Raw genomic sequence first — 16,141 nt, 5'->3', positions numbered from 1 at the left:
CCTTACACAACCCTGGCCTTGGCCAGCTCCTGCGCCCACGAATCTTCCATGAGCATGGTAAAGGTCATCTGCTGCGGCGCCTCCCCCAGGTCGAGTTCCCCGGCGCGGATGGCCGTGTCGGCGTATCCGGTCAGCAGCTCGAACAGCTTTTTCTTGTACTCGGTATCGTCGTTCCCCTTGAGGTGTTCGCCCTTGGTCTCCAGGACGGAAAAACGGTACTTGCCGCCCTCGGTTCCGTGCAGACAGGCGAGAAGGTCGGGATAGACCCGCTGCCGCTGCCACCCCTGCAGGCTGTAGGAGCGCTGGTTCACCGCGACGCGGTGCCACCAGTAGACCGACTCCCGGGTGTCGAGGTACCAAGCCGTCTCCTTCTCCAGGGCGTTGAAGTCGCGCTGGTAGACCTTCTCGAACATGCTCTTTTCCAGCGACCCGCCGTCCTTGCGATAGAGTTCCCGATCCTCCTCTGCGACTTCGATCTCCAAGGTCTTGGCCAGCGACCAGTTGAGATCGGGATTCTTCGAGGCGACCAGGCGCAGGGAGATGTCGCCCGCTTCCAGCTTCCGGCGGAAGAGGGCTTCCGCGGCCTGATAGACCTGTTCGCGCAGGTCGACCTTCATCGTCTGCACCAGATCGAGACGGTTGGCGTAGAGCCGGGCCTCGGAGACACCCCGCTGCCGCAGGGTCTCCAGCGTCTCCTCGAGGATGCGCATCCCCTGCCAGGGGTTCGGAATCACCTCGAGGAGCTGCCGCACCAAAAAGGCGACATCGAGCCCCTCATCTGGGATGGCTTCCAGTTCCTCCTGAGAGAACTGCATGACCGCCTGGCTGTCTTCCTTCCCCCTCTTCTCGATATTGACGCGGGCGATGGTGCGCCGCAGCTTCTCCTCGGCATCGACGTTCATGCTGCCGGCCTGGATGAAGCGGAAGGACTCCCAATTGAGCGCTCCCAGGATGTCCCGGTCGTAATCGAGCGACCGGTATCCCTCGGTGGCACCGTCGTCGCGGTGCAGCACACGAGGCAGAAAGATCGTCGGCAGGCGCCTGAAGGCCTCCCGGCGCTGGAGGGTTTCCCGGCGGGTGATGCGCTTGGCGCCGCCGGCACCGTCCGCCGCCTTCACGCTGGAGGCGAGATCGGCCATTCCCTCGTCTTCGAGCCCCTTTCGCACCCCGTTCACCGCCTCCCGTACGTCCTGGTCGAAGGTGAACACGTAGCACTCATCGAGAGGGGCGCGGTGGGTCAGTTGCGCATGGGGCTGGCGCAGCACGCGGCCGATCATCTGGGTCAGGGCGGTGTTGGCGGTGGTCTTGGAGAGGATCGCCAGCACGTAGGCGAAAGGGCAGTCCCATCCTTCGCGCAGGGCGTCCTTGGTGATGATGTAGCGCACCTGGCAGGAATCGAGCAGCAGGTCCTCGTCGCCCAACTCGTCGCTTTCCGAGGTCTTGAGGCGGATTTCCTCCTCCTTCGCCCCCAGCTTCTCCAGCAGGTACTCTCGGGCATCCTGGGCGTGCACGAATCCGGAATCGCGCTGCTCCTTGCCGGTGCGCTCCACCCGCACCAGCAGAATCGGGCGGATGTAGCGGCCACTTTCGGCCTGACACTGCGCCGCCTCTTTCGTCAGCTCCTCCAGCTTGGCGTGGGCCAGCGTCAGGGTGTGCTTCCAGCCTCCCTTGTCCTCGTTGATGACGTTGATGGGGAGCTTGATCATCTCCTCGTCCTTGAGGTCGCCGCCGGGAACGTTCACCAGTACATTCGACTGGTGTTTGCCGCCCGTGTTCGGCGTGGCCGAAAGCTCCACCAGAAAGCGGGGATTGAAGCCGCACAGGGTCTCTCGGGCGGTGTCCGAATAGGCCTTGTGCCCCTCGTCGATGACCACCACCGGCCGCACCAGCCGCAGCACGTTGCCCAGGCTCATCTTGATGGAGAGGGAGCCGGGGACGATGCCGTCCATCCAGCCCATTTCGGCCAAATCGTTGATGTCCAAGTTGCGCACGGTCTCCAGCAGTTGCCGGTTCGCCCCGCTGTCGTCCTCCGGCGGGAAAAAGGATGTGAACCGGCCGCTGTCGCGGAACATGCGCAGGGTCTCCTTCGACTGCCTCGCTGCCGAGGGGAGCATCAACAGCATCACGCAGAGCTGTCCTTCCACATCCCGCGCGGTGAAGGCGTCCCCCTTCTCCAGCAGTTTCACCCGGCCGCCGGAAGCGCGCTCCAGGATCTGGCGGTAGGGGTGTTCGCGGTTGGCGAGGTGCTTCCAGGTCTGGCGGTAGATGGCGTCCGAGGGGACCACCCAGAGCACGAAGCCGGTCTGGCGCTTGAAGTAGTCGGTCTGGATGCGCTCCAGCGTGCAGGCCGCCAGCAGGGTCTTGCCGCCGCCGGTGGGGACCTTGAGGCAGATGTTGGGGATGGAGCGGTCCAGCCCGTCGTGGCGGGCGAGCCAGGGGGCGACGAATGCGTTGCCGTCCTTGTCGCGCAGATAGGGGAGCAGCCGCTCCTTGTTCAGGTGGTCCCAGGCCTTCTGGCACGGGTCGCCGATGTCGATGTCGAGCCCCTGCTCGGCGATGAGCGCCTTGGCCTTCTCGACCTTTTCGGTCTGTTCGGCCAGGGTCGCCAGGTAGCGATCGATCTTGTGCAGGACGCCCTGCTGATATTCCTTCAGTTCCATGTCAGCCTTTGAATCCCAACATCGTCAGCAACGCATTGACCCGCTCAAAAGCATCACGAGTGATTCGCTCCACTTCATCAGGGTCGTCCTCTGCTTCGAAGGCTGCTACAAATTTCGGCCCGATGGACTTGATGTCGGCAAAGTGTTTGGCAATCTTCGCCAATCCTTCCTGCACCAGGCCGTGGGATAAGTGGGGTCTGAATTCATCTGCCAGCGCGCCGATTCCTCCCGGATAGACGAGTGTGCAGTAGTAGATGTCCCAAGCATCCTTTTCCTTCAAGCGCTCATCCAGAGCCATCCCCTTCATGACGAAAAACGGTACGATGGACGCAACGCGGATGGTCACGCGATCCAGTCCGCCACCCGGGATTTCCCCTTCCAGCGACACCTCTTCCGCCATGGAAAAAGCGATGTCGCATCCCCGAACCTTACGGACCTTGACCCCCTGCACCACCTGATGCCGGCGGCCTTTGCCGGTCCCTTCGTACTCTCCCGACAGCAGGTCCAGCTGCACTTTGATCGTCCTCTCGCCCATCGGTACATCACGGAAGAAGATAAAAGGCTGTCGGCCCTCCTCCTGGTAATAACCGCGGGAAAGGAGCAGTTCCTCAATCCGCCTGTACCCGTCATGGATTTTCAAGTGATCGAGGGCAAGATCGATATCGGTGCTCCCCACATGCGGCAGGAACGCTTGAGGGAACAGCAATTCCGGCACCCAACCCCCGATGAGAACGATATCGTCTCGATATTCGCCGAGCAGGTGGGTCAGCTCGATCAGGACCGCCTTGGCCGCTTCCACCGCTTCGGCGGTATAGTCCCTGCGGGTTACCATGACTTGCGGATCACCTCGTTCAACAGCACTTCAGCGGCTTCTTCGCCCCGGCCTTTGATGTCGAGAAGGTCGAGATACACCTGGACCGGCATTGCCACCTCGATCCCATCGATTGACCGGCGCCCATACAGGACACCTGCGTCATAAGGGCTGATAAGCGTGACATTCGCGCCGCTGGCCACCCCCTTCAAGGACAGCAGGTCGGCAACCTCATCAATGCTGCCACCGACGTATGCCATGGTCCGTTGGTAACGCACGGCCGGGGCATAGCGGGTCGATGCGGAAAAACCCGTCAGGGCATAGGGGATCTCCCGCTGCCGGCAAAGCTCAGCCAGGTCAGCCTCGATCTCCGCGACGGACTTCAGGGTGTAATAGTTTCTGGTTGTATTCCTTCTGAAACGGTAGTTTCCCGCCCATTCGGCCAGAAGTTGCGCCGGGCTGCCAAGCAGCAGCCCCTCTTCGGTACCGGCCAGCCACTCGCGGTCTTCCAGCAGCTTCTTGACATTGGAGACCTGACCGAGACTGACTTCGGCCTCCTCTGCAAGGGCCTTAACGCGCCAGGTTTTTTTCGGATCGCTCAGCAGCACGCGCAGAATCCGCTCCGCCTTGGGCGAATAGAGGGTGCGCAGGTCCCGTTTTTCGGCAAAGGGATTCGGCCTGCCTTCCTGCTCGATGTACACCTGGTCGAACGCCAACCGACAGTTCCCTGCAAGGTCGAGGTAGCCGATTTCTTCTTCCGTGCAGATTTCGGCTGCTCGGGAAGAGATGTACGGGGCGGCAAAGACACAGTACACGTCGGGGTCATATTCCCGATAGCGGAGAAGCTGGTTGGCTGCCGCCCGAACCATTCTCGGCTGCCCGTTGCTCTTCACTTCGATAACAATCCGCTGCCGCTTCCGTGCAATACTTACCGTAGCCAGAAGGTCAGCCCTGATATTCCCGGCAGAGGGTTCCTGCTCCAGTGATTCAAGTTGAATAAAGGGGACCCGTTGCAGGGAGGATTTGAGAGCTTCCCCCACTTTTTCCTGAATTTCGCTTTCGGCGGATTTCATTGAATGGATACCTTTCAGCATTTGCTGAAATGAACTTTATGATGAAAATCATTCCAAGGTCAAGTCATCATTTCATCAAAATCGCCGATTTCAACATATGCTGAAATGCCGAATTCGAGTGAAACCGGCGTTAATCCCCCAGAATCCGATGCACCGCGTAGGGCAACTGGCAGAACTCGATGCGCTTGGCGGTCAGCTCCTTCTGGCTCATGAACTTGGCCACGGCGAAGACCACGGCCCGCTTGCCGCCCTTGTTCCCCTTGGCGATGGCCTCGACCCGCTCGGCGTTCAGCGCCGCCTCGTTGGATCGCAGCCAGGCGGTGTCGGGCTGGTAGAAGAGGTGGATGCGGAAGAGGTCGGTCTCGCCGATGAAGCCGTCGGCCGAGGGCTTGCCGACCTTCTCCAGCGACCTTCCGGTGGCGGTGTAGAAGACGTAGCGGGCCAGGGACTCGAAGCCAGGCAGGCCCTTGCCGGTGAGCAGGCTTTCGATCTCGATCGGTTCGCCCAGGGTGCAGAAGGTGAAGCTGCCGCCCAGTCCCGGCGTCCTCTCCTCGATCTTCCGCTCGCCGGTGACGGTGAGCACGCCGTCCTTGATCTCCTTCTTCACCTTGTCGAAGGCCGCTCCGGCGGTCTTTTCGACGTGCTCCACTTGGAGAAGAATCTTCTGGGACTGCTTGGAGAAATTGCTCCAGGTGAGCTTCTCGCTGAAGAGCTCTTCGCGCTGGGTGCCGGTGAAGGCATAGCCGTTGATCACACGTCGCACCCGTTCGGCGGTCAGGGTGTCTGCGTAGTCTTCGCACTCGACGAGGATGAAGCGGCGGTTGCCGCCGTCCTTCTGGTTGGCGGCGAGGACGGCGTGGGCGGTGGTGCCGGAGCCGGCGAAGGAGTCGAGGATGATGGAATCGGGCTCGCTGAAAATCTGCAACACACGTTCGACGAGCTTGACGGGTTTGGGCGTAATGAAAACATCGGCCGTATTCTCGAAACTCATGATCTGCTTGAGTTCCTTCTTGGCCTGATCGGTGTGGCCGACGTCGGAATAGAACCAGATGGTCTGGGGGACCCGGCCCTCTTGAATTTCACTCAAAAACCGCTTCAATTGTGGAATCGAATTCTTGTCGTTGCCCCACCAAATGCGATTGTCTCTATCAAGGTCCCAAAACTTCCCTTCACTGATCGTCCAATATCTCCCCTTCGGAGGTCCGTCGATATAGCGACCACCAGGGCATTTGATCGGGTACAGCCCTTCGCTGTAAGGATTCCGAGCCGACAGGTCGCTGGTTTTCCATGGGCCGCGCGGATCGTTGTCCGGATTTTTGTAACGGCTCTCCTGTTCTTCGGTGCGGTCGAGAGAACCGATCTCCAGTTCATTTTTGCTCTTGGCGTAAATCAGGACGTAATCGTGGTCGCTTGAGAAAAATTCGGCAGTGTTCTTCGGCGAATAGTTCTTCTGCCAAAGGCAGGTTGCGATGAAGTTCTCCTCCCCGAAGACCTCGTCCAAAAAACCGCGCATCCGGTGAATTTCGTTGTCGTCCAAGGTAATGACGATGGCGCCCCTATCCGAAAGCAGGTCCCGTAAAAGATTCAACCGCGGCCACATCATACACAGCCACTTGTCGTGCCGCTCCAGATCTTCCTTGTCCACTGGGTTGGCCGACCTCTTAAGCCACTCCTTCATCAGCGGCGAGCGCACGTTGTCGTTGTAGCACCAGCCCTCGTTGCCGGTGTTGTAGGGCGGATCAATGAAGATGCAGTCGATCTTTCCGGCGTGGGTGGGCAGCAGTGCCTTGAGGGCCTCCAGGTTGTCACCGTGGATGATCAGGTTGTCGTCCAGCGATGGTTTCTGGCCCGGGCCGGGAAGGGATTTGTCGGCAACCACCTTCAGTTCGCGGAAGGGGACGCTCAGGTGGTGGGAATAGACGAATTGCTTTCCCTTGAATTCGAGGGTGGGCATTAGAAACTCCAGAAAGGACTGTCTGATATGGTGATTAGGACATTTGGCTATGCGGCCAAATCTTCTCTCGCCTGTTCACGCTCGGACCAGAGTATTGGCTGCAGATCATAATTCCTCAAAGCATCAACAACCGCTTGTGAAACAGTTGCATTCGAATCATTCAGAAAAGCATACAATTGGGAGTTTGCAGAGCGGGTTTCTTTGGTGTCTAGCCATTTAAACACTAGGGCTTCTGCAGAATCTTTCTTTGGATTGCTTACTGCTTGGACAATGCGCTCAGGCTGTTTACGTGATTTTGGTATAACAAAATCAAACATATGATCATAGCCACTTTTACCAGTAAATTTAACATTGGGAGTATATCGAATATCTGCTAAGTCTAGCCAACTTACAACGTCTTCATAAAATAAGCTTGCAACATACGGTGAGGACAGATAAAAAAGATCATTAACCGCAAGCATCGCTTGAATGATATTATGCTTTTTAAGCGGGAAATTTTCCGACGTTGCATGAACAAGCAATTGTTCTTTGTCCAGTTGAACACCAAATCCAGCCAACGTCATTTTAAGCAATTCTTGCCGTTTCGGAGTATCTAACGGGCATCCTGCGCTTACCAGATCGTTGACAATATATCCATCATCTGTAAGCAAATATCCGTTCTCTTCCTTGCGAACATATATCTGCAAACAATCGTTGTGACGGTCCAAATGTGGAGTGGTCATTTCTACCCAATCCCGATTCACCTGCTTGAGGATGGTTTTATCCGATAGCCAACGGGTATATTCCTTAATCAAGTTTTGGATTTCATCGATCATGAGAACAACCCTTGTCGAATGTCTGGCTTAGTTGTGATATGGCAAAAATCCATGAATTCGGCCACTGTCTGCCAAGTGTTTTCTGGATCGGTAAAATGACTTGGCAATGGTGCTGCCCATTTATCCCCGTATCCCTCACGATAAAGGTGCAGGTGTGGGCATGGCACCTCTTCGCCATCGGGATTACGGTGTGGCGGGCCGCAAACATCAACACGCGCAAGGATTACTGCTTTCCTCGCCCGACTTTGCAGCGTGCTCTTTTTCAATTCTATCCGGCCTCGGGTGATATCAAGACTAAATTCTTCGCGTCGGTCTTCGGAGTGCAGCGGGATACGTAAGGCCCCACCAAGGTCAGGGAAGTCGAACACTACATTGCCAAAATAGTGCTTCTCCAACTCCAATAGCGCGTCACCTTCTTGTTGCGTCAAAAGTATGCTCATTTCCCCTCTCTACCCCAGGATTCATCTTACTCGCCACTCTGGAGATGATCGTGTTATTTGGATGGTTACCGCTGCAAAGGCGCAACAAAAAGCCCCCAAAAATATTCAGCCGCCCCCTCCTGCGTCAGCATCTGGTCCCTGCCCCACCCTAGGTGCGCCATGCCCAATGGCTTCAGAAACAAGGCATATCCATCGTTTTCGACATTCATGGCCTCGTTGAAACTGCTGTCATCCATATAATCATGGAGACCGCCGTTGCCCCGGTATGCAATTCCACCCACAACCCCCCGGCGACTTCCGTGCCATATCTTGCAGCCACACTTTTGCTTCCCCTTCCGGTAGATCTTGGCGGTGAAATGATTGGCATCGATGCGCCGGAAATCGGTCTCGATATCCGGGTTTCGCCTCTCCAACTCCTGGAGCGACCCCTCAAAGAAGTTGGCAATGAATTCATAGGACTCGGCCAGGAACTTGTCGAAATCTCGATCCGAGAATTCCTTCCTGATCCGCAAGTTGCTCGACCGCGGCTTTGCCGCCTCTTTAAGGGCTGGTTGAGCCTCGGTCATAACGGCAGCCGGCTGCATCGGCGCTTTCTCCTGCCCCATCTGCCTCAGTGCCATCTTGATGTCCGCGACCACCAGAACAAAAGCATCATCCAGGGTCGGAAACCGCGTGACCGGCTTGCCATCCGGAGGGGTCGCCAGCAACTTGCCGAAGGGAGCGTCTTGCCAGTCGCAGGGTCGCAGGATAACGGGGATGACCCTCGCCTCGCCGGCTGCGTGCCGCTCCATGGCCCGCTTCATCTCAACATCGTAGCAATAATCCGAAGCCAAAAAGTCAGAGCTCACCAACAGTAAGATCACGTCTGCGATTTCGAGATTCTGACTGATTTTATGTGCAAGTTCTGCCCCCGCAACAATCCGACGGTCATGCCAGGCCTCGATAAACCCCTGCCGCCGGATGGTGGACAAGTGTTTTTCGAGCTCATCCCTGAGCGCTTCATCCCGATGCGAATAGGAGAAGAAGATCTTGGCCATTTTATATGGTTCCCCTAATGTGCTTTAGAAAAGAATCAAGCGATCAGAATTATTGCTGAAGAGCAGGCAATACAAGGTTCCTGATACGCGGCCGGAAAACGGAATTCAATTTTTCCAGGTTCGACTTAAGCCATTGATGTTGATCATCCCATTTGGCCCTGTCTTGTAGATTGGCATCTTTCCTAATGTAAACTCGGCAACTTTTTGCGGTTTCCGGGTTGTACCAGATGAGGTTGTCACCGAACTCTCTCTCGATCTCCGCCTTCTGCTCCTGGAGTGCCACGAAATAGGCCTTCGCCTCGGAATGGTAGACACAGAATTCTGCACGAATTTCACCGGTATCATAGGACTGGCTATCGGTATTGTATGCCGACGCAACAGCCGCCAGTTGAAACCCCGCCCTGCCGAGCGCAATATTCATCCAATTCTGCGGAAGAGGCTTGGTCGGCCTGATGATTGAGCCCTTATCTTTAATGAAGTTTCGGAAGCTCTCCCAATACTCTCTCTGCAATATTTTCGTTTCAGTCAGGCCCTCGGACTGAATCCTTTCCCTTGCCTCACCGACCTGTTTTGACCAGTCGTTGGGTTTGGATATGATATTGAATTTGGGCGCAAAGGGGGAGTCCCCGATTTGCCAAAGCTCCACTTCCAATCCGAAAAAATTGAATCGCCTGTCGGTAATTTCATTGAGCCAGTCCAACGCAGCTCGATGTTCTTCGCTGAATCGTTCGGCAATCCAGACGATAGTCACGGCACTCAGCCCCGCGGCATAGGTCAATAGTTGGCCAAGATGACAATGGTCCGTTCGCTCCAATTGATTTTCAACCAGAACCCAGTTGTCAGTCGCCGTGTCCTTGCATAGGATGTCGGCACGAAAGGGACCAACCTCCTTCTCCTGGGCTTCGAGCTCCAGGTCAAGGCCAATGGTTGCGCCTAATAAGGCAATGTTCTCTCCTTGAGCAAGCCAGGGCGTAAAATCACCTGCTTCAGATCTCCAGCATTCCCTCAGGTTTACCTTCTCCAGTTTTCCCAATAGCAACTTGTTCATTGGTATCCTCCCGGCTTCACTTGCCAACCATCGCCCCGACCTCGGGAACCCCATCCCAAGTACGCCCCTCCAGCATCCGCCCATTCCTCTTCTTCGCCCGCTTCCTGCCGTCAGCCCCCCATCCTCCCCACTGCTTAAAGAAGAAAGCCGCGTGCTGCTCCTCGCACTGACGCTTGATGTTGAGGACCCATTCCGGCTTCATTGGCCGGGCCTTCGGTCCAGACTCGCCCCCGACGATGACCCAGTGGATGCCGCTCAGGTCGAGCGCGCCGAGATCTTCCAGCAGCGGCTCGGCGGAAACGAACCGGACACGCGCCGGCACCCGGCGCAGCCAGTCGAGACGCGGAACGCCATGCCGGCGATCTTCCACGGTCGTGCCCAACCAAGCGTTGCTCGGCGCGGGGCCAAAGTCGGCGAAAAAAGCCGCCAACCGCTCGGCCCGCTTGGTGAGGATTTGAAAGGTGTGCTGCGGCGCCTGTGCGATCACCCGAAACACCTCGCGAACGTAATCGTCGGGAATCTCCTCGTGGAACAGGTCGCTCATGGAGTTGACGAAATAGATCGTCGAGCGCTTGCGGCGCAGTGGTTCTTCGAGCCTTTCGGGCAGTAGAGTGAGGGCGAAGCCGTTATCGTACCCCTTCACTCCCATCGCCTGCAGCCTCCTGGCCATGACCTCGGCATAGCAATGGGCACACCCGGGCGATACCTTTGTGCACCCTACAGCCGGGTTCCAGGTCTGTTCGGTCCATTCGATTTTTGAATTTGCGGCCATATTTCAGAATTCAAAGGCAAGTTGATCGTCGCTATATTTCTTTACCTGCTGCCAGAACTTCCTGGCCAGGTTGTGGCGGCTATAAAATCCGAACCGGTACATCGTAGAATTCTTCTCGTTCCGAATGGAAACCGTCTCCTGCGGCTCGGTCGGTTGATATCCCAAAGAGACCATTTGCTCCCCGTAGTATCTGGTCAGGAACAAATCAGCGCTCTCTCCTTTGCGTTTCGCCCCTTCCCAAGCCTCACGCCAATCGGGAGAACCAAGGAAATCCTCCAACTTGGATTGCGGCTGTTCCACATACCGCTGGATGTTTCGTTGGGCATCCGTCCCGGTTGGAATCAGGACCAGAAAATCGAAAAACCGATTGGAAAGCCGCCTGATCGTATCAAATTTCAAGTTGTCCAGATTATAGGGGTCGGCGAAACAAAACCCAAGGACCTTAAAGCCGCGATGGGGAACCGGCATCTCCGACAGAACTCTGTCCAAAAGCCAGTTTGCATTGCCGTGCAAGAATCGAACATCAGCCTGATTAAACTCACGGCCAACCCGCTCTCTCAGAGCATCGAGCTTTTCCTCATCCAACTCACAGAAAATGTATTGGTTGAAAGGGACTGGGATATCCAGGGTCAGCAATGGGGATGCGGGTACGATCTCATTGGTTCCTCGCAGCCGGGAACGGCCGGCGCCGGCGAAGAGGTCAACATAGACAAGGTGGTCCCACTTGCTCCTCATAGAAGCAGTGAACATACTCGCATAGTTTTGAACCAGCCGATATTTCTTCTCCGCCCACAATCCAACGTCCGGGGTGATCAGACCATCATCCTCCAGAGTCGGCAAATGTTGCACCTCGATTCCCATCGCCCCTCCTTGCTGCTTGGCATCAGCTTCAACATCAAATAGTCGCTCTCCCCCTTTTCACCTGCTCTGGAAAATTAGAAAAAAACATGACAGTCATCATAGCTGCAGCAGCTTGTATTTCCAAGAAGAGAATAAATTGCATCTCATTTCAGCCTCTACCACTCGGCCGCGCCAGAATACGTCACACCCATTTGCCGTATAGCACAAAATCGGGTAGGAGGCGGGGTCACCCCCGCCGTCCTCCCACACCACCGTGCGTACGGTTCCGTACACGGCGGTTCACAAAGCACTCTGAAAGCGTCTGAGACTGTCTACCAAGCAGATCAGCCCCAGTTTATCGAAGAAGGATTTTCGAAACGCATCGTGCATGTGCGAGGCTCCTGCATTCCACCAGGGGCCTCGCCCGTTTTGAGCCGACCTCCATGCTCTGAGTTCCGACAATCCCCGCCGCATCAAATTCCTGGCCCGCGTAAAAGAGCGCTTCCACTGCCGCCACAGAATGCAGCGTAGTTTCCGCCTGACCCAGCTATCCAGTTCTTCGAAGATGCCTTTGACTTCCGCCAGCCGAAAGTAGGCGATCCATCCCCGCAGTTTCGGGGTGGACTCTTCGATGACCCGTTTGAGGCTGTGTCCCCTTCCCCGACGAAAGAGCTCTCTGAGGTTGGCCTTGAACCGTTTCACAGAGCCTTCAGCCACCTTGAGCCGCGGTTTCTTGTGAAAGGTCATCCTGTAACCCAGAAAGGTTCTCTCCCAGGGGCGGCCAACGGCGCTTTTGACGCGGTTGACCTTGAGTTTCAGCCGCTGTTCGAGAAACTGGATCAGCGAAGCCATGACCCGCTCCGCCGATTGCCGACTGCGCACGTAAATGTTGCAATCATCGGCATAACGGCAGAAGGCGTGGCCGCGCCTCTCCAGTTCCTTGTCGAACTCGTCAAGCAGGATGTTCGACAACAGCGGCGAGAGCGGGCCGCCTTGCGGCGTCCCTTCCACCCGTGGCGAGACGATCCCCCCTTCGAGCACTCCGGCCCTCAGGTATCTGCGGATCAGTCGCAGTACACGGGGGTCTTTGACCTTGCGGGCCACTCGTGCCATAAGCACGTCGTGTCCGACCCGGTCGAAGAACTTCTCCAGGTCGATATCGACCACCCACCGCCGCCCTTCGGCCACATGCCTGCGGGCTGCTTGTACCGCCTGGTGGGCGCTCCGTCCGGGCCGAAACCCGTAGGAGCTATCGGAGAATCCGGTATCGAACAGCCGCATCAGCTCCTGATGCAGCGCCTGCTGAATGAGCCGGTCCAGCACCGTGGGAATGCCGAGCATGCGCACCCCGCCGCCGGGCTTGGGTATCTCGACCTTCCGCACCGGTTGGGGCTGGTAGCTTCCGTTCAGCAGGTCCTCCTTGATGCGCGGCCATTCCTTGACCAGGTAGCCTTTCAGCTCACCCACCTGCATCCCGTCGATGCCGGGGGCTCCCTTGTTGCCAACCACCCGGTCGTAGGCCGCCATCATGTTGCCGCGACTGACAACCTCTTCCATCAGCCGCGTCTCCGCTTCCGTCCAGGACGGTTCCCGGCATGCCGTGACGTTTGACGCACCTGTGCCATACTCTTGCGACTTCCGGTCGCTACCCTCGGGCGCGGCCCCTGATATCTCAACCAGGGCTTCTGCTTCTTCGATCGTCATCGAAATTCGAGTCTCCTGAATGGCGCCTCGTGTTCGGCCCTTCACCGGGATGGTCAACCCCGGCTACTATGGCCTCTGCTGACTTCTGCCGACCCGTCCCGACGCCTCTCGACGCCGGTAGCACGAGGCAGATCGGCAGATCTCCCAGGGTAATGCGCGTGACCTTCCTCCCATATACCCGCCGCATCTACAGCCCCACCCTCCCGGATGGCTATGGGGCTTTGAAGATGTTGGCCTTCTCGCCCGGATGGAACTGCCTCGTATGCGATTTCTGTTCGTCGGGCCGGGAGTTTGCCTGCGGCTTCCTTCAGATCCCACCTCGCGGTGGACACCCTTGCCGTTCGGCTAGTGGTTCCCGCCATCAGGGTCCACAGGGGACTTACACCCCCAAGTCATCCGGTTATCACCACAACAACCGGAACAGCGCCAGTCAAGGCGCTACGCGCCATGCCTGGCGCACCAACAAAAGGCCCAGCCGCTAACGACTGAGCCCTGTGTTTATATGGGGGGGTGGGATTCGAACCCACGGTACCTTGCGGTACAACAGATTTCGAGTCTGCTGTATGGCTATTTCTTCATTTTTCATCACGTTTCCGAGTGTTGCTTTTATCCTTGACATATCAGAGATTTAGCCCATAATGCTGTTAAATACTGTTGCACGATATTTCAGTTAGTCACGGGTTCAAAGGTAGCACGAAAGGTAGCACGAGCAGCCGTGCTACCTTTGACGACGACAGCAGATGGAAAATCTTTTGTACCAGGGGGAGGCCATGGCGACCAAACATCCCAAGCAGAAATTCTCCGACACATTCATCAAAGGTCTTAAGCCGGAGGATCGCCCCTACATTGTTCGGGAAGATGCGCCCCGGGGCGAAGGTGGCTTTTGCCTCCGGGTCATGAAGTCCGGCGCAAAGACTTGGCAGATGGTCTACTCCTTTGAGGGGTCCCGCAAATGGCTTAGCCTTGGCGAATATCCGGCCCTTACCCTCAGCAAGGCGAGGGAAGCCTTTCGCGAAAAAAGGAAAATCCTCGCCGCCGGCAAGGACCCGGGCGAAGTGACCCGGGCAAGGCAGCAGGAGCGCAGGGACGCCTGGACCGTGGGCAAACTGGCCGATGAGTTTTTAGAGAAATACGCCAAGGTGAGAAAGCGCCCCCGGTCGGCCCGGGAGGACGAGCTGAACCTTGCCCGCGACGTTCGCCCCGCCTGGGGGAAGAAGAAGGCCCGGGACATTCGGCGGGGGGACGTCGTGTCCCTCCTCGATGAGATTGTCAATCGCGGCTCCGGAGTTCAGGCCAATCGGACCTTGGCGACTGTTCGCAAGATGTTTGCCTGGGGTCTGGAGCGCGAGGTGGTGGAGTTCAACCCGGCCGCCGGTATCGGCAAGCCCGCAGCCGAAACGCCGAAGGAGCGAGCCCTGAGCGTGGAGGAGGTCAAGGCCATTTTGCAGGATATGGACGGCCGCCAAGACGTGCCCGAGGGGGTCAAGAAGGCCCTGAAGCTGGTTCTCTTGACCGGGCTTCGTCCGGGGGAAGTCGTCGCCGCAAAATGGGACCAGCTTGACGGGGAGTGGCTGGACCTTCCCGGAACCAGCACAAAGAACAAACGCCCGCACCGCGCTTACCTATCCACCTTGGCCCGTCAGGTTGCCGGCGATCCTGGCGAAGGGCTCCTAGTCACCAAGGACGACGGCTCCCCGATCCCCGTCTATAGCCTGTCCTTCTGGATTCGTCGCTGTGGTCACTTCGGGGCCGCGTCTTGGTCTCCTCATGATTTGCGGCGGACCTGCACGACCCGTCTGGCGGAAATGGGGACCGCCCCCCACGTCATTCAGAGGATTTTGAACCATGCCCAAACGGGCGTCACCGGCAGGGTCTACGACCGACACACCTATGCAGCGGAAATTAGCCGCGCCCTTGAGTCCTGGGGGCGGAAGCTGGAGGGCCTCCTTACCGGAAAGCAGCCGGACAATGTAATTCCTATCTCCAGAGGGTAAGGAGGAGTGACGCATGAAATTTACCGACTACACCGCCGAGGATTGCGAGGACTGCCCCCTGCCGGACTGTGACGAGGGCGATCCTAGATGCCCCGTGCTGCAAAAAAGGCTGGCGAAGAAGGGGCAACCCCCGGTGGAGATGCAGACCTGTTCCCGGCGGGGCCGCATGGACAAACGCCCGCCCCCTGAGTACGATGATTTCGATGATTTCATCTACCAAGAGAGGCGCTTTCAAATGGCTTTTCAATCCATGGCCCTTGCCAAAAAGACCGAAGACGCCCAAAGCCGGGCACGTCTTTGGACCATTGTTCAATTTAACTCAGGCATGATCGACGAAGCAGAATTGAAAGAGAGGTTTCCTGGTGAGGCTGGGCCTTTCCTGGAGAGCATGGCAAAAGATCGAGAAGAGATGGTTCATCCTGCGATGATTCAGACTTGGACCTTCGAAATCGACCTGCTTGCCGACCGAAAATCCCTCCAGGCCGACCTAGATGCAGCAAAAAAGCAATTCGATTATTTTTGTGAGAAAGTGCTAGAAGCCCGTGAAAAGCTGGGAAAACTTTCCACAAAGGACGGCAGCTTGAGTTTGGACGACATTACCGATTATCCCGCTTATTCCTTCCGAAAAAAAACCTATCGACACTGCCCTTTTGACGAGTGGCGAAAGGGAATTGACGTCTGGTGGTTGAGCCGGATCGAGGGCTTAAACAATGCCGAGATTCAGCGGGACCACTACCTTAGAATTTTCCGAACTGTGAAAGAGAGCGGAGAGGCCCAAAAGGAGGTTTCGAAGCTTGTTAAAAAGATAGACAAGCTTGTTCTAAAAGCGGCATCGAGCACCACCCACCCCCTCTGAAATCCATTTCCCAGTTCACTGAAAATCGGCCGGCAACTTACACGTTGTCGGCCTTTCTGTTTTCTCTATTCCGATTTTCATATGTCCATTTCGGGCCAAGCTTAACCGCTGAAACCCACATGGCTTGCAGCAGAAAC

At 56.9% G+C, this 16,141-nt stretch carries 13 protein-coding genes; 2 read left to right on the top strand and 11 right to left on the bottom strand.

Features of this window, described 5'->3' with window-relative positions; genetic code table 11:
- Positions 1–2 precede the first annotated feature (2 nt).
- The 11 genes from R2940_16355 to ltrA form a co-directional block, all read right to left on the bottom strand.
- Positions 3–2,660: a DEAD/DEAH box helicase family protein gene (locus R2940_16355; GenBank protein ID MEZ4601361.1), complete on the bottom strand. Its 2,658-nt coding sequence runs from the start codon at positions 2,658–2,660 to the stop codon at positions 3–5.
- A gap of 1 nt (position 2,661) precedes the next feature.
- Complete coding sequence (locus tag R2940_16350; GenBank protein ID MEZ4601360.1) at positions 2,662–3,492, bottom strand: hypothetical protein; 831 nt, start codon at positions 3,490–3,492, stop codon at positions 2,662–2,664.
- Entirely contained in the window at positions 3,486–4,544 is a 1,059-nt protein-coding gene (locus R2940_16345) for a type IV toxin-antitoxin system AbiEi family antitoxin (protein MEZ4601359.1), read from the bottom strand. The genes R2940_16350 and R2940_16345 overlap by 7 nt, the downstream gene beginning before the upstream one ends.
- 130 nt (positions 4,545–4,674) lie before the next feature.
- Positions 4,675–6,498 (bottom strand): site-specific DNA-methyltransferase, encoded by a 1,824-nt coding sequence (locus R2940_16340; protein MEZ4601358.1) that lies wholly within the window; start codon positions 6,496–6,498, stop codon positions 4,675–4,677.
- Positions 6,499–6,545: 47 nt separating this feature from the next.
- Positions 6,546–7,313: a DUF1829 domain-containing protein gene (locus tag R2940_16335; protein MEZ4601357.1), complete on the bottom strand. Its 768-nt coding sequence runs from the start codon at positions 7,311–7,313 to the stop codon at positions 6,546–6,548.
- On the bottom strand, positions 7,310–7,753 hold the full coding sequence (locus R2940_16330; protein ID MEZ4601356.1) for a hypothetical protein: 444 nt from the start codon (positions 7,751–7,753) through the stop codon (positions 7,310–7,312). Before R2940_16330 ends, R2940_16335 begins: the two co-directional genes overlap by 4 nt.
- Positions 7,754–7,818: 65 nt before the next feature.
- A complete protein-coding gene (locus tag R2940_16325) occupies positions 7,819–8,790 on the bottom strand; it encodes a toll/interleukin-1 receptor domain-containing protein (GenBank protein ID MEZ4601355.1) in 972 nt (323 codons plus the stop codon).
- A 49-nt stretch (positions 8,791–8,839) separates the two neighbouring features.
- A complete protein-coding gene (locus tag R2940_16320) occupies positions 8,840–9,838 on the bottom strand; it encodes a DUF4268 domain-containing protein (GenBank protein ID MEZ4601354.1) in 999 nt (332 codons plus the stop codon).
- 16 nt (positions 9,839–9,854) lie between these two features.
- Positions 9,855–10,610, bottom strand: a complete 756-nt coding sequence (locus tag R2940_16315) for a phage Gp37/Gp68 family protein (protein ID MEZ4601353.1) — start codon at positions 10,608–10,610, stop codon at positions 9,855–9,857.
- Between the two features lie 3 nt (positions 10,611–10,613).
- The gene (tcmP, locus tag R2940_16310; protein MEZ4601352.1) at positions 10,614–11,471 is read right to left on the bottom strand and encodes a three-Cys-motif partner protein TcmP; all 858 of its coding nucleotides are present in this window, start codon (positions 11,469–11,471) and stop codon (positions 10,614–10,616) included.
- A gap of 279 nt (positions 11,472–11,750) precedes the next feature.
- Positions 11,751–13,154: a group II intron reverse transcriptase/maturase gene (gene ltrA, locus R2940_16305; GenBank protein MEZ4601351.1), complete on the bottom strand. Its 1,404-nt coding sequence runs from the start codon at positions 13,152–13,154 to the stop codon at positions 11,751–11,753.
- 740 nt (positions 13,155–13,894) lie between these two features.
- On the opposite strand from ltrA, the gene R2940_16300 reads away from it, so the two are divergent.
- A complete protein-coding gene (locus R2940_16300; GenBank protein MEZ4601350.1) occupies positions 13,895–15,148 on the top strand; it encodes an integrase arm-type DNA-binding domain-containing protein in 1,254 nt (417 codons plus the stop codon).
- Positions 15,149–15,314: 166 nt separating this feature from the next.
- A complete protein-coding gene (locus R2940_16295) occupies positions 15,315–16,004 on the top strand; it encodes a hypothetical protein (protein ID MEZ4601349.1) in 690 nt (229 codons plus the stop codon).
- The last annotated feature ends 137 nt before the right edge of the window (positions 16,005–16,141 follow it).

This window comes from Syntrophotaleaceae bacterium, assembly GCA_041390365.1.
Classification (GTDB): Bacteria; Desulfobacterota; Desulfuromonadia; order Desulfuromonadales; family Syntrophotaleaceae; genus JAWKQB01.
Note: the sequence above shows the minus strand (reverse complement) of the source record. Positions and strands in the feature narration are given on the sequence as shown.